Source organism: Stenotrophomonas sp. FBCC-B152, assembly GCF_059134105.1.
The window spans coordinates 787,646-800,946 of sequence record NZ_CP101442.1 but is presented as its reverse complement, the minus strand read 5'-3'; the positions used below and the strand labels follow the sequence as shown (position 1 = coordinate 800,946).

The 13,301-nt window shown below is 59.8% G+C and carries 10 protein-coding genes; 4 read left to right on the top strand and 6 right to left on the bottom strand.

Features of this window, described 5'->3' with window-relative positions; translation table 11 throughout:
• The 3 genes from NMB40_RS03910 to NMB40_RS03900 all read right to left on the bottom strand — a co-directional run bounded on the left by NMB40_RS03910 (position 1) and on the right by NMB40_RS03900 (position 3,500).
• Positions 1-513, bottom strand: a complete 513-nt coding sequence (locus tag NMB40_RS03910; RefSeq protein ID WP_481519362.1) for an H-NS family nucleoid-associated regulatory protein — start codon at positions 511-513, stop codon at positions 1-3.
• A 649-nt stretch (positions 514-1,162) separates the two neighbouring features.
• Complete coding sequence (locus NMB40_RS03905; RefSeq protein WP_494360218.1) at positions 1,163-2,074, bottom strand: SHOCT domain-containing protein; 912 nt, start codon at positions 2,072-2,074, stop codon at positions 1,163-1,165.
• A gap of 475 nt (positions 2,075-2,549) precedes the next feature.
• Positions 2,550-3,500: an SOS response-associated peptidase family protein gene (locus tag NMB40_RS03900; protein ID WP_481519365.1), complete on the bottom strand. Its 951-nt coding sequence runs from the start codon at positions 3,498-3,500 to the stop codon at positions 2,550-2,552.
• 196 nt (positions 3,501-3,696) lie between these two features.
• On the opposite strand from NMB40_RS03900, the gene NMB40_RS03895 reads away from it, so the two are divergent.
• The 4 genes from NMB40_RS03895 (at position 3,697) to NMB40_RS03880 (ending at position 6,721) form a co-directional block, all read left to right on the top strand.
• On the top strand, positions 3,697-4,161 hold the full coding sequence (locus tag NMB40_RS03895) for a LexA family protein (protein WP_481474325.1): 465 nt from the start codon (positions 3,697-3,699) through the stop codon (positions 4,159-4,161).
• A 220-nt stretch (positions 4,162-4,381) separates the two neighbouring features.
• Positions 4,382-4,570: a hypothetical protein gene (locus tag NMB40_RS03890; RefSeq protein WP_494360217.1), complete on the top strand. Its 189-nt coding sequence runs from the start codon at positions 4,382-4,384 to the stop codon at positions 4,568-4,570.
• Complete coding sequence (locus NMB40_RS03885) at positions 4,570-5,457, top strand: hypothetical protein (RefSeq protein WP_494360216.1); 888 nt, start codon at positions 4,570-4,572, stop codon at positions 5,455-5,457. The genes NMB40_RS03890 and NMB40_RS03885 overlap by 1 nt, the downstream gene beginning before the upstream one ends.
• 1 nt (position 5,458) lies before the next feature.
• Entirely contained in the window at positions 5,459-6,721 is a 1,263-nt protein-coding gene (locus NMB40_RS03880) for a Y-family DNA polymerase (protein WP_494360215.1), read from the top strand.
• Positions 6,722-7,171: 450 nt separating this feature from the next.
• On the opposite strand, the gene NMB40_RS03875 is transcribed toward NMB40_RS03880, so the two are convergent.
• Genes NMB40_RS03875 through NMB40_RS03865 form a run of 3 tightly spaced genes read right to left on the bottom strand, consistent with a single transcriptional unit; the run spans position 7,172 to position 13,213 of the window.
• Positions 7,172-8,356, bottom strand: a complete 1,185-nt coding sequence (locus tag NMB40_RS03875) for a GIY-YIG nuclease family protein (protein ID WP_494360214.1) — start codon at positions 8,354-8,356, stop codon at positions 7,172-7,174.
• Complete coding sequence (locus tag NMB40_RS03870; protein WP_494360213.1) at positions 8,349-10,451, bottom strand: pseudomurein-binding repeat-containing protein; 2,103 nt, start codon at positions 10,449-10,451, stop codon at positions 8,349-8,351. The genes NMB40_RS03875 and NMB40_RS03870 overlap by 8 nt, the downstream gene beginning before the upstream one ends.
• On the bottom strand, positions 10,448-13,213 hold the full coding sequence (locus tag NMB40_RS03865; RefSeq protein ID WP_494360212.1) for a class I SAM-dependent DNA methyltransferase: 2,766 nt from the start codon (positions 13,211-13,213) through the stop codon (positions 10,448-10,450). Before NMB40_RS03865 ends, NMB40_RS03870 begins: the two co-directional genes overlap by 4 nt.
• Positions 13,214-13,301: the final 88 nt, after the last annotated feature.

Here is a 13,301-nt window from a genome sequence, read left to right as displayed (position 1 = left end):
TTAGCCAGCAGCCTTGGCCGAGCCCTTCTTGGCGGGCTTCCGAATCGGCTTGGCCTTGCTCGCCTTCTTGACCGCCTTGCTCGGCTTCTTGGCTTCCTTTGTCGCCGCCTTCTTCACCGCGCCATCGGCCGGCGGGAACTTAGCACCCGGGTTGGCCTTGGCCCACGCTTTGCCGTCGGCGGACTTGGCCCACGCGCTGAAAGTCTTCGGGGTCAGGCCACGGCCCGCCCAGGTCTCACCACTGGGAAGGCGATACTTCGGAGCCACCTTGCCGAGCTTGCGCCCCTTCAAGGCTCCAGTGGTCGCCTTGAGCGCACGCGCCGGCTGGGCGTCGATTGATTCCCCGATGAGTTTGGCGACCTGCCGCCGCTGGGCGGGGCTTAGGACCTTGGCATACTGCTGAAGCACTGCGAGCGCCTTGGGCACCTCTCCGTCGCGTTTCTCGACCAGTTTTTTCTGGGCTTCCAGCTGTTTGATCTCAGCATCGAGTGATTTGAGGGTGGTCAAGGCCATTGAGATACTCGGTCAGAAAAGGACGCCTTGGTTATATCCGATAACGCGCTTGCGAGACAGGCCCCCATCTTTCTGAGCCCCCCTGCAATGGCTCGGCCGAACGTTCCTCGGAGGGCCCTTTATGGCGCCGGGTCGACGTAGGGCCCGCGATCCCAAGAGCGGTATCGCCAAGGGACCACTTCTTCCAAACAGGTGATCCGAGGTTTGGGTAGGTGGGCAAACGCTTCGACGCTGGCGTGGAGTCGAGCTGCATGAGCTTGCGGAACAAACAGCCAAGGCCTTGCCGTCCAGGCCAAGGGCACACCGCTGTCCCGGAAAAGCGCTGCGCGCAAGCCTGGCCAGTGTTCGTCCCAAGCCCTCAAGCGCGCCAGCAGGGACGGCGCACGGGCGGCATACGTGATCTCACAGAGGTAGGCTGCTTGCTCTTTGAAACTCACTGCGAGGGCGTCGCAATACCAATGCGGCCCGCTGGTGTCGGGGTTCTTTCCCTCGTTGAGCTGGATACAGCATTGGCCGTTGACGAACAGCGCCCGATCAGCCCGTAAGTAGTCCAACACCACGCCTTCAAAATGGTCCATCGCTTCGCGTCAGGGTTCTGATGATCGGAACCACCGTCCGGCCCGGGCTACGGAATGGGCGGACGGAATGCTCATTGGTTCAATAGCTTGCTCTTTTGCGAATCGAACTCGGCCTGCGTCAGGATACCCTGCTCCTTGAGCTTCAGAAGCTTGGCCAACTCATCGGCAACCGAAAGGGCTGCTGCTAGGGGAGCGGGCACCGGGGCGGGCTCCTCCGCGACGCCGACGACCTGAGTGGCCGTGGGACGGTATACCCGGTCGACGGTGAGCGACATTGCAGCGTCGTTGCGCGTGACATCGAGTTGGTAGGTCGGCGCCTTGGTTGCCTTTGCCAAGCCATCCAGGAAGTCACCATCGGTCTTGAACTTCTTTCCGGCCACGGAGGTGATGACGTCTCCTGCCTTGAGGCCCGCTCGGTCCGCGGCTCCACCAGGCGTCACCTCAGCCACCTCGTAGACAGCAGCCCTGCCGCGCGGAGCGACTTTCCCTAGAACTCCCAGCACGGTGTGGTTGGGGAAGGTCGTCCCTGCGGGGAACGCGCCTCCCGCACTCATCAGGAAGTTCATGATGCTGTTGTGGAAGTCCGCCCCTGAGAAAGGAGCACGCTGCATCTGGCCAAAGGCCATCTGGGTTTCCATCCAGCCCGACACCTGCACACGCGAGACTCCGGACAGCTCACTCACGTTGAAGCGGAAGAAGCGCCGAGGAGGCGTGGAGTAACTGTTCCCGAGCAGCATCTGACCCATGATGGACTGACCCGTGCTCAACGGCGACTCGCAAACGACTTCCGTATCGCTGCTACTCACCACCGTCCATTGGACATCCATGCATTTGCTGGACAGGCGTGACACCGCCGCCGATGCCTTCCCTGAGAACACCGCCTCGGGTGTGCCAATGGGAGTCACAGCGAACAGCTGGGAGCCAGTAGCGGTGAACGGCAGGACGATGAAACCAAGAAGAAAAATCAACGTTCGAATCGCCATGTGCGCTCCCCCTAGAGCATGTGACGTTGGATCTCCAGCCAATGTTACCCGTTTAGGTAACCCCTAAGCGCCGGATCGGCCTTCCACTATCTTTCGCGCGATTTCCTCAGCGGCGTGCAGCGCCAGGCGGCACGATTCGAAATCCGGTAGCACCACTTCCTGGCACCCCGCTGCCGGAACCTCAACGGACAGCAGGCGCCATTGGAACCCTCCGCCGCGCCAGATCGTGGCCGAATACTCGTGACCGTCAAAAGAGAGAAATACCCGATGTAAAGACTCCGGAGGCTTCTGAGTGCCCATGACGGCTTTTCCAGGAGCAGGATGGCTCATTCTGTCTTCGGGCCCCACGCTGTGCAACACAGGAAGCCTGAATAGGCCGAGGCCGAGATGAGCTCTGGGCCTCATGGAAGCGATACGGCTGTAACAAAGGCCTTGGGGAAGTTCTTCGACCACGACAGCCCTGGAGATCAGCGCCTTACGCAGCCTTGCGGTGCTCGTAGTAGGGGTGCTGCTTGTCGTCCATGAGAGCGAGCAACTCCTCGACGCTGCGGCCCTCCGGGGTCAACCAAGCGTCCACGTTCTCCGGTTTGAGGTTGACAATGGTGCGATCGTGCCCCGCAGCCGCGACCTCAGGTTCTGGGTCGTCGGTCACCGCCGCATAGGACCAGAGATCGGGCAGCAGGCCGGCCGGATCGGTCCAGTGGGACACCAGGCACGCGATCAGCAGGTTCTCTGCGGTGCTCGGGATGAACTGAAGTTCTTGGCTGCCGCCTGCCCCATCATCGACGTTCTCGTAGAACACACGCGCCACCATCAAGCCGTGCGTATGCCCGAACTGGTGCCGCCAGAACCGAGTGAGGTTGTCCCGGCGGGCGTTGTAGGTGCCCGAGACCTGCCCGCGTTTGGTTCTGTCGATGCCGGGGTCCATGCCCGCCGGTCGGCAGTGGTAGCGCATCGGCCGAACGATCGGCCTGCCGTCCTCCACGGTGAGAACGGGGGCATACCAGTCCGGGAAGATGCGGTCGTCGCGCTCGGGAACGGGCACCGTGCGGATGCCGTCCGTTATCCAGCGTTTCAGCTGCTTGACCTTGTTGCCCGCGATGCGTTGATCGTTCGCGGCTTTCTTCGTCGGCTTGGAGCCGGCCAACACCCGCTCTGCGTCGGCCAGCCGCTTGGCCTGCTTGAACAGCTCTTGCTCGCTGTTTTGCACAAAAGTGGTGTTGTAGGACTGGATCAGCGCCTGAATCTCCGTCGCGCCAGGCGTTTGCGGATGGAGGAACCCCTGGTCCATCCCTTTGGGGATTTTGATCTTGGGATCCGCTGCCCGGCGCAGGTAAAGCTCGACGAATGCATCGATGTCGATGTCCGCACCATAGGCGCGAACGTATTTGTGGTAATCGGCCCACACTTCAGCGGAATAGCACATCTGGTCCTCCCAGCACGCGGTCCAGGCAATCCTACCCAAGCGGCCCGAGACGGCGTGTCGAGAGAAGGGAGCGCCCTTGCCGTAAGCGCATTCAGGAAATCCAACACGGCACGTTAGCAATACTACTAACAGCCCGCTAGACTGACGCCCCGTTGTGGTCTCACTGGATGAGCCAGCCTTTCAGGAAACTCCCGCCATGCTCACCCCCTCCTCCTTCCCTCCCGGCTTCCTTGGCGCCGCCGACCTGGCCGCCGAAGTCCTGGCACTCCCTGTGCTGCCGGTGCGCGTCACGTGTGGCTTCCCCAGTCCAGCCGAGGACTTCTTCGGCGTCACGGACCTGCTGGACCTCAACCAGCGGTGTATCGACAACCCGGTTGCCACGTTCTTTGTCGAGGCCGATACCGGCGAATCCATGGAAGGGTTCGGCATCGGACCAGGCGACACGCTAGTGGTCGACCGGAGCAAACGGCCGCGGCCGGGTGATGTGGTGATGGTGTTGTGGGAGGGAGGGTTCACCGTCAAGCAGCTGCGTCAGCGGGCCGGCCGCTTTGAGCTGCATTCCGGCAACCCGGCCAATGCTGCAATACTGGTGCCAGAAGACGTTGAGCTGGACGTCTGGGGCGTGGTGACCTGGTCCTTCCGAAAACAACTCAGGCGCTGACATGGAAGACTTACGAACCCGTTGCAGTCACCTCACAGCAATGGAGGGCCCGCGCTGGCCTATCCGCTGCGGCCATGCATTCTCCGCCGACGACCTCGCGCTGCTGCGGGAGGGCCTTTGGCCCCGCGATACGGACGACCGGTGGGCGGTTTGGATGGACGGTAGGGACACCTTGCGATGCTGGCGTTCCTCGACCGGCTCGTGCATTTACGAGGCCCAGTTGCTGTTCGCCGTCGACGGCTCGGCGGCAATTGGCGTGCTGAACGTGCTCGACGATGAAAATGCCTACCGGCGAGCGCCCACGGATGAAGGGGAGCTCGAACGCTTTGAAGGGGTGCTGTCCCTCGTGTGGCGCCGCGAGAGCGGGTTCGGCGCACTCGACGGCGTGACGCTGTTCGAGGAGCCGTGATGCGCGATCGAATAGCTCTTTGGAAGCGTGTCTACGACACCGACGACAACGCGATTTCGAAGGCCTTGTCCAAGCTGGCGTGGGACCTGACCGCGTTCACTTGCGTCGTGGAAATGGTCCGCCACGCGCCCGACGGCGAGAAAGGGAAGCAACTCAACGCCATGGTGCTGGAGCTGCTCGTTTCGGGCTTCTGGAGCTGCACCATGCAAGGCGTTCGGCGTCTGGCTGAGCGAGACACCATCCACGGCGCGTATGGGGTGTGCTCGGTTGGGGGCCTGTTGGTGGACGCGAAGGCGATTAGACAACGCATCACGCGCCGGGTGTTCGTAGAGGACATCGCAGGCCTCGGCTACAACTACGTCGCCATTGAAGAACAGTATTGGCAGTTCGTGCGCGCTCAAGCACCAGGCGACGTTCATCTGGTTCCGCGGGAGCATCAATACGAGCCCTCTGCGCAACGGCATGCAGTGTTTGACTGGCTTAGCGGGACCACGCCCGGCACGTCAACTCCTGATGACCTGATTCGAGAAGACGTGTTTGACGCGTTGGAGCGCCGCTTAGCGCGCCTGGATGGTGTCGTGGAACACGTTAACGTAGAGATCGCCCACGCGGCCACAGAGTTCAGCCGGACGGGCCGAGTGCTTCCGCGCTGGAATCTGGACGACGCAAAAGATGCCATCAAGGAGCTGGCTGAGATCGCGCAACTGGTGGGCGAGTGGTTTTGCTTCAGCGGCATTGGCAGCGTTCTTCCGCACCCGTCCTTCGACCAATTCGCACACTTGGACCAGCCCCTTTTCAACGGCGACACACAACAACTCCAAGCTACTTGGGATGGCCTGGAGCAAGAAATCAGGCAGTGGCACGACGTGGATCCGAGGACACGTTGACATGCTGGGTCTCGTCGACGGCAACAACTTTTACGCCAGCTGCGAACGGGTCTTTAACCCATCCCTCCGCGGCAGGCCCGTGGTCATCCTGTCAAACAACGACGGCTGCGCCATTGCCCGCAGCCAAGAGGCCAAGGATCTGGGGGTCGGGATGGGTCAGCCGATCCACCAAGTCCCCTCCGACGTCCGTCGCCAGCTGAAGGTGCTTTCAGCCAACTTTGGCCTCTACGGCGATCTGTCGGGGCGCGTGGTCTCAATCCTCCGGGACCTGTTTCCGCACGTTGAGGTCTACAGCATCGATGAATCGTTCGTCTCGTTCGATGGCATCCCCAGAGCCGACCACGAGCGCGTGGCTGCCGAGGCCCGCGCGCGGATTCTGCAGTGGACCGGGATTCCGTGCTGCGTTGGCATCGGCCCGTCGAAAACGTTGGCCAAGCTGGGCAACAAGGCCGCCAAGAAGACGGTGCACGGCGTCGTGACCGCCCTGCCTGGCTCCGCGCTGCTCGAACGCTTTCCCGTCGAAGATGTCTGGGGCGTGGGCCGCAAGCTGACTGCCCGGCTGGGGATTGAGGGCGTGCTTACCGCGGCTGACCTGGTCCACGCGGACAGCGAGACGTTGCGGGCGCGGTATGGCGTGACGTTGGCCCGCACCCAGCGCGAGCTTCTGGGCATCGCCTGCTCATCGTTGGAAGAAGTGGAGCCGGACCGGCAGCAGATCGTCGTGTCCCGTTCGTTCGGTAAAGAGGTCGTGGCCTTGGAAGACCTCCAACAAGCCGTCGCCACCTTCGCCCAGCGGGCCTGCGAGAAGCTCCGGGGGCGCTCGCTGCAGGCCGGTGGGGTCTGGGTGTTTCTCCATACAAACCCGTTCAAGCCCGGGGCACCCCAACTCCATCCCAGCAAGGCTTTTAACTTCATATCGCCGACCACGGACACCCGCGAGGTGCTCGTGGTGGTTCAAGCCCTGACCAAGGCGATGTGGCAGGAAGGCTACCATTACAAGAAGGCGGGCATCGGGCTGCTGGACCTGACTGCAAGGGATGTCCACCAAGGCGATCTGTTCGCCCAGGTGGACCCGCGGTCACAAGCATTGATGGACGTCATGGATCGCGCAAACGCCAAGTTTGGTCGTGGCGCGATGGCGTTTGCGTCGTCTGCCGAGCGCGTGCGCGGAGGCGAGCAGCGCAGGCAAGTATGGGCCATGAACCAGACCGCGCTGTCACCTGCCTACACCACGCGATGGGATCAATTGGTCCGAGTGAGGTAGCGCCGAACGGCGCGCCGGCCGCCGCGGGAGCCCATCCTGACCCCACTGCCTCGTCACAGACTCCGGGAAGATCCGCCGATGCCACCCCCTCCCTGAGGACACTCGTGGCAATGAAGTTCCTTGTGGACTGGCTACTGCCGCGAGCTTCCCTTTAGTGGAACAATCGTGCCACCCGCCTTAAAAAGTTGCCGCTGGACGTGCTGCATGGCCAAGCCCGAACTGTTTCTGGCCGTCCTACTCGGCTTAATTACGCTATCTCGCTTGGCCGGTTCCGCTGCCCGCTTGCGGGACGCGTCGTGCGGCTCGACCACTCGCATGGCGTCACGGTTGATTGGTCGAGCCTGGTAGAACGACAGCCGGTTGAGGAAACTCACCTTTAGGGGATCCCCCGGCCCTTGTGATGCCCCGTTCCCTTGCGAGCCACTTTTCCCTCCTGCGATCTAAACGCGACTATCGATTTTTCACTAGCCGAGCGGATCCCGGATCGTAGACGTATTCAGTGATTGAACCGTCCTGAATGCGACGGACCGCCTCATCAATGACGAACAAGGGCACCATGAACCACTCGCGCGGCTTTGTTGGAGCACCGAATCGATCAGGGATGGTCAGATCTAGCCTGGCAGACTGGAAGATGCGATGAAAAATGTTCTCCAACCTCGTCCGGCTGAGGTTGGACAGCTTATAGGTAGCAACCACTTCCACCTTCGCCAGCATGTAGGTGGGATCTCTCTCAGCCTTCGCGATCCTGGTCTCCACCTTCCCGCCGGTCACACCGATCTTATGAATCACGTCGCGGTTTTCAGCGACAAAGGGATGATCGGACAGGCTTTTCAAAACGTAGATCGTGCCATTGACGATGTCATCAGGCTCAAGCGTTTCGCCAAAGAGAGGCCCCGCCTCATCATCGGTGATGCGCCGCCCTGTTTTGTCCTTGTAGAGCGCTCGCTGCAACGACCGCTGCAACAGGTCACTCTCCGTGCCATTTGAATAGATCACCCGGAGCCGCGCGTTGGACTCTCCGTTCGGCGTCCGAACCGCCTGGCCCATCTCCGCGACGTAGGCGACTTGCCCGCCCAGGATGAAAAAGTTCCCGGGCTCGACGCTCCCATCCCTGCCAAACCGGAGCGTCTTGCGCAGTCCTGTCTCCAAGTCGCCCTGGATGCGATCGAACAACGGCTTGAAACGCTCGAAGTCCTCGCAGCGTTGCCGCGTCGCAATCTCCTCGGCAGCCTTGCGCTCTTCGTAGGACCTGACATGGGTTAGCTGAGTGATGTCATCGGCGCTATCATTCAAGCCCAACTCGGCGAGCACGTCAGTGTCGCTGAGCCCGTCTTCCAAAGCTGACGCGCCACTGCTGCCAGACGCCGCCAGCAACCCCGCCGTATCTAGGGGCGCCAACAACGCGTGTGCGGCAGTCAATGCGCGCAACTTATCAAGCCGCACCGCGTAGAGCCGCTCAAAAATGCCTCGATCTTCGCCGTGCAGCGGCGCACGGCCCTGCTCCTGAACGAAGCGCAGGATGTCTTCGAACCCTGCTATGAGGCGTTCTTCTTGAGGCGTGTGGTGGCTGGCCTTGACGGGCGCAGCCTCGATGCCTAGTGCCGCCAGTAGCGCCTCGCCTTCCATGTCAGCCATTGGACCCTCCGCGCGCTTCAGCGGCCTTCTTCTTGGCGATGTGCGTCTGCAACGCAGCCACGCCCTCTGCCATCCGGCGCTCCCAGGCGTCGGCAGACCCGATATTAGGTAGGCGGCCCCTTTCGTTCTTGAACGCCACCGCCCGCTTGGCCAAGTCCATGGCATCCTCATAAGAGATGGCCTGGCGCTTGGCGGCAATGGCTGCTTGCACCTGTCGCAGCACCTTCTCATCCATTGCCTTGGCCAGAACCGCGTAGGCCGCATCAAACGGGTTTATCCGGTCAATGAGGTCGATGTCCAAGTCCCTCACATTGACGAACTTGCGCACTCCTTCGATCAGGGAGGTGTTGCCCTGCTCCCCCTTGGCGTCGGAGTCCGCCAGCACCAACTTGGCCTGCTGGGTGAGGTTAAGCGCAGCGATGGCGTGCTGGCGCACCGCCTCCTGGTCGTCGTCGCTCAGCTCCGGGTAACGATCACGCACGATCTTGCCTAACTGCACTTGGGTGAGCTCTTCAGGCAAGGTGTTCTCTTTGTCAAACAGCCCGCGCTCCAGCGCCGTGCTCTGAAGGAAGCCCGTAATGACCTCAGTCAGATCCTCCCGACAGATGCGAGAGGCCTCGGCGGACTTGGGCGTAGCCAAACCATTAACCTCTACATGGACCTGCCCGGACTTTGCATTGACGCCTACGTTCGCCTTACCCTCTTGATAGCCCTCATCGCCATAGTCGAAGCCCTCTCTGGGCCCTTGGTCCTTCGGCGTGAACTCAAACCGAGGTGCCAACACCTGCTCCATGAGCAGACTGGCAGCAATGGCCTTCAATGTGTCGTTCACTGCATCGACCACTGACCCCTCGTCCGCGGTGGGTTCAGCAATGAGATTGGTGAAGCGAGAACGTTCCTTGCCAGGAGCATCCCGCGTCGCTCGACCAATGATCTGAACGATCTCCGTCAGGCTGCTGCGGTAGCCAATGGTCAGCGCATGATCGCACCAGATCCAGTCAAACCCTTCTTTGGCCATGCCCAGGGCAATGATGATGTCGACATTGTTCCTATTGTTTTTCTGGTCCGGGTCCTTCAGAGCCGAAAGCACCTTTGAACGCCGAGCAGCGTCGCTGTCGTCAACCAGGTCAGCAACTTTGAGTATGCGGCCATCGGCCAGCTCGATGAGGTGGAACCCGGTAATCTCGTCGCGCCCCTTCCACTCACCCAATGCCCCCAGGATTTCGTCCACCTCCTTATGCTTGTCTTTCAGGCTCTCGCGGGCGTTGACGTTGGGGATATGGATGATGGTCTTCAAGGAAGGATCCAACACCTTCATGATCGCGTCCAAATAACTTTTGGTATAGAAGAAATAGCCGATATCTAGCGACTTAAGGTAGGTATAGCCATTGAGCTGCTCATAATAGGTGTAGGTCACCATTTCGAACTTGTTCTCGTCCTCCGGAGACAGCACGGCGACCGCGTCACCCCGGAAATAAGAACCCGTCATGGCGACCACGTGGACCCGATCGCGCGTGATCAGCTGGCCAAGCTGGTTACCCAGCTTGTTGTCCGGGTTGCTGCTGACATGGTGGAACTCATCAATGGCGATAAGGCGATCGTCGAAGGCCTCGATGCCATACTCCTCCACTGCAAACCGGAACGTGGCATGCGTGCAGACCAGCATCTTGTCAGTGCTGGTGAGGAACTGTCCCACCGCCTTGATCTTTGACTTAGCGACCTTGCCGTTGTCTTCGCCGGGCGCATTGCAAAGATTCCATTGGGGCCGCACCACCCAATCGGCCCAGAAACCCTGCTCGGTGAGTGATTCGTCAGCGAAGCTGCCGCCGATGGATTTTTCAGGAACCACAATCAGCGCCTGCTTGAGGCCTTGGTTCTCGATCTTGTCCAGCGCAATGAACATCAACGCACGCGACTTGCCGGAGGCGGGTGGCGATTTGATCAGCAAGAACTGCTCTCCGCGCTTGGCGTAAGCAAGCTCTTGCATCGGGCGCATACCCAAGAAGTTAACTTTGCTCGAAACGCCTGTCCGCGCCGTGGCAATGGAGACAGCCGGGACGGTGTGATGGTTGGTCGGATTGGCTTCCGTGCTCATTTGCGGGTCGCTCCCTTCTTCGGCTTGGCCTCGGCGGCCGTCATCTTGGTATAGAGGTCGAACAGCTTTTCAAGCCGCTCGGTGTCGTTCTTGAATTTACGACCGATATAGATGCGCTCCAGGACCTCATCATTTCGTTCGTGGGCTCGACGCAGGTCTTCTGGCATCTCATCCGGCTCATAGAGATCAGCGATCGTCTTAGGGAAATGGTTCTCACGTGCCATCAAAATACTTTTGGCACAGTCGGTCAGCTCATCCATTTGCCGCGCCGTCAAGGCCGGAACCGGAAACGTGTTCCACCCCAATGTATTTGAGTAGCTATATCGCGTTTCTAAGCGGCCACAGACCGAAGCCACCCATGCCAGGTGAAGGCGAGAAGCAAGAATAGATAGCACCCAAATATCTGCATCATACAAAACAAAGCATTTATTCGATAAAACTACATTGCTATTGAAAATATCCACCGGAAGATACTCCCTTCTTTCAGAGGATATAGCTGCCACAGCGATCGAATGACCACTCGAACGACCGGCCAAATACACAAATCGGTGGGGCCTATCTGCGAACTCCCGCGTTGAGTCAAGCGTGCTCGCGCGCCTAAACGCAGCTACAGCATCTAACCTCTCAGCAACTGCAGGAATTGCCCGGGCTGTATCCAATTGATGGTCTTCAATCCACAGGCAGTATCTCACAGAGCCGTTAATCAGCTCATCCGATCCAAGGTATCGCCGAATGAACTTTGCGACGTTGCTATCCTTGCTTATCTGCGCCGCAGCGTCATGAGCACTCATGATGAGACCTCCGCCGTCACGGGGCATCCCCCCCATGACCATCTTCGCCATGGAAGACAGCGGATGCGGGCTAGAGTGAACATAGATTGTCTTTCCAGGCGAAAGATATGGCGTCAACGACTCGACCTGCTGCACCACGCCGCCCTCCAAGAATAGGCGACGCCGCCGACCCTCTACATTCGTAAATCCAACAATCACAACAGTTACGCCGGCATTATTGGCCGCTAGATTTGCCCATCGGAACGGACGAAATCCAAAGTGAAGGTATACCCCATCGTCGAGAAGCTCAGGCCAAAGTATTGACGCATGAAGGCCTTCGCAAATAGAACTTGTCGCCACAAATGCGGCATCAGCCTTGGCGACTCTCATGTAACGTCTAGCGCAGATCAACCAGCCAGACACGTAGTCAAGCGACCTCCACTTCTTGACGCTCCTTCCACAAAGAGCCTGAATATCAGCCTTCTGAGCGACCTCTTGCTTACGGCTGCCATAATAGGGCGGATTACCGCAAATGTAGGTTTCGCCGCCCTCATTTTCGAATCCTATCTTCGGGCTTCCCAGCTGATCTTCAAAAAGGTCAACGCCGGCAGACACAGCCGCCGCCCCAACGGGGGGACACACCTCAAGCCAGTTCAGTCGAAGAGCATTCCCGCAAACGATCCAGTTCTCTGAGTCCAGAGGCAACACCGATGCCAGCGCTTCCTTCTGCCCCCTGAATAGGACATCGCACTGGAACTCCGCTATAACCAGCGCCAGCCGTGCGATCTCCGCCGGGAAATCTCGTAGTTCGATGCCACGGAAATTCGTCAAGGGGATCTCCGTGCGCAAGTCAGACTCCCCTCTTCGCTGGTTTATGTCGGCCTCGATCGCCCGCATCTGCTTGTAAGCGATAACCAAAAAATTTCCACTTCCGCACGCCGGGTCAAACACCCGGATGCGCGCCATACGTTTCCGCAGATTCAGTAGCTTTGCCTTGTTGTCACCTGCGGCGTCAAGCTGGCCTCTAAGGTCGTCCAAGAACAATGGATTTAAGACTTTCAAGATGTTCGGCACGCTGGTGTAGTGCATGCCCAGCGCCCCGCGCTCTTCGTCGTCCGCTACAGCTTGGATCATTGACCCAAAGATGTCGGGGTTGATCTGCTTCCAGTTGAGTTCGCCGGTCCGCAGAAGGTAGGAGCGCGCGGTGCGGGTGAACTTCGGCACATCTGTGCTACCCGAGAACAGGCCGCCGTTGACGTAGGGGAACTGCTCTGCCCATCGCGGGAGCTTGGCCTCTGGGCGATCCGCCAACGCAATGTTCATGGCCTGAAAGATGGTGCTCAGGACCTCATGGGTGTTTGAACCATCGCGCTCGGTCATTTGCTCCAAGGTGCGAGTGAACAGGCTCGTCCCCTGAAAAATGTCGGTGTCTTCTGCAAAAAAGCAAAATACGAGACGTGCCATGAAATGGTTCATGTCCGCACGCCTTTCTTCGTCCGCCCAGTCCTTGTTGTTCTGCAACAACTCAACGTAGAGCTTGTTCAGCCTCCCGGTGGCCCGCACGTCCACGGGGTTGTCCTTGATCTCCTTAACGGTGGAGATCCCAGCCAGGGGCAAGAAGAACCCAAAGTGATCCGCAAACTGCTCGAACTCACAGGCCAAGACCTCGCCGCTTGCCAAATCCTCGGCCTCCAGCGTCTGCCCGTCCGTCGCCAGCAGGAACTTGGGCTTGGCGGTCTGGCTTTTTGGGCTTTCTCGCAGGGCCTGAAGGGTTGCATGGACCTCGCCCGGCGCGCAGGTGGCAATGTGGATGTTGTTACGCTGAAGCACCCCACCGGGCACGTCCGAAGCATTGCTGTCGCCCTTCCGCAGGCGCTTGATGGTCGCGTCCTTGTTGCCGAATGCCATCAGGAAGGCGAAAGGAAACTCTCCGCCATCGAAGGACTCGATGGCCAAGGCTGATAGGGCTTCTTCGATCTCTACTGCGTTCATTCGCGCTTCTGTTGGTGTCGCCACTGGGTGGCGCCGATTGCAGGGGAAGCGAGAGAGCTGCCTCTGGGTTGATATTATCGGCCAGCGA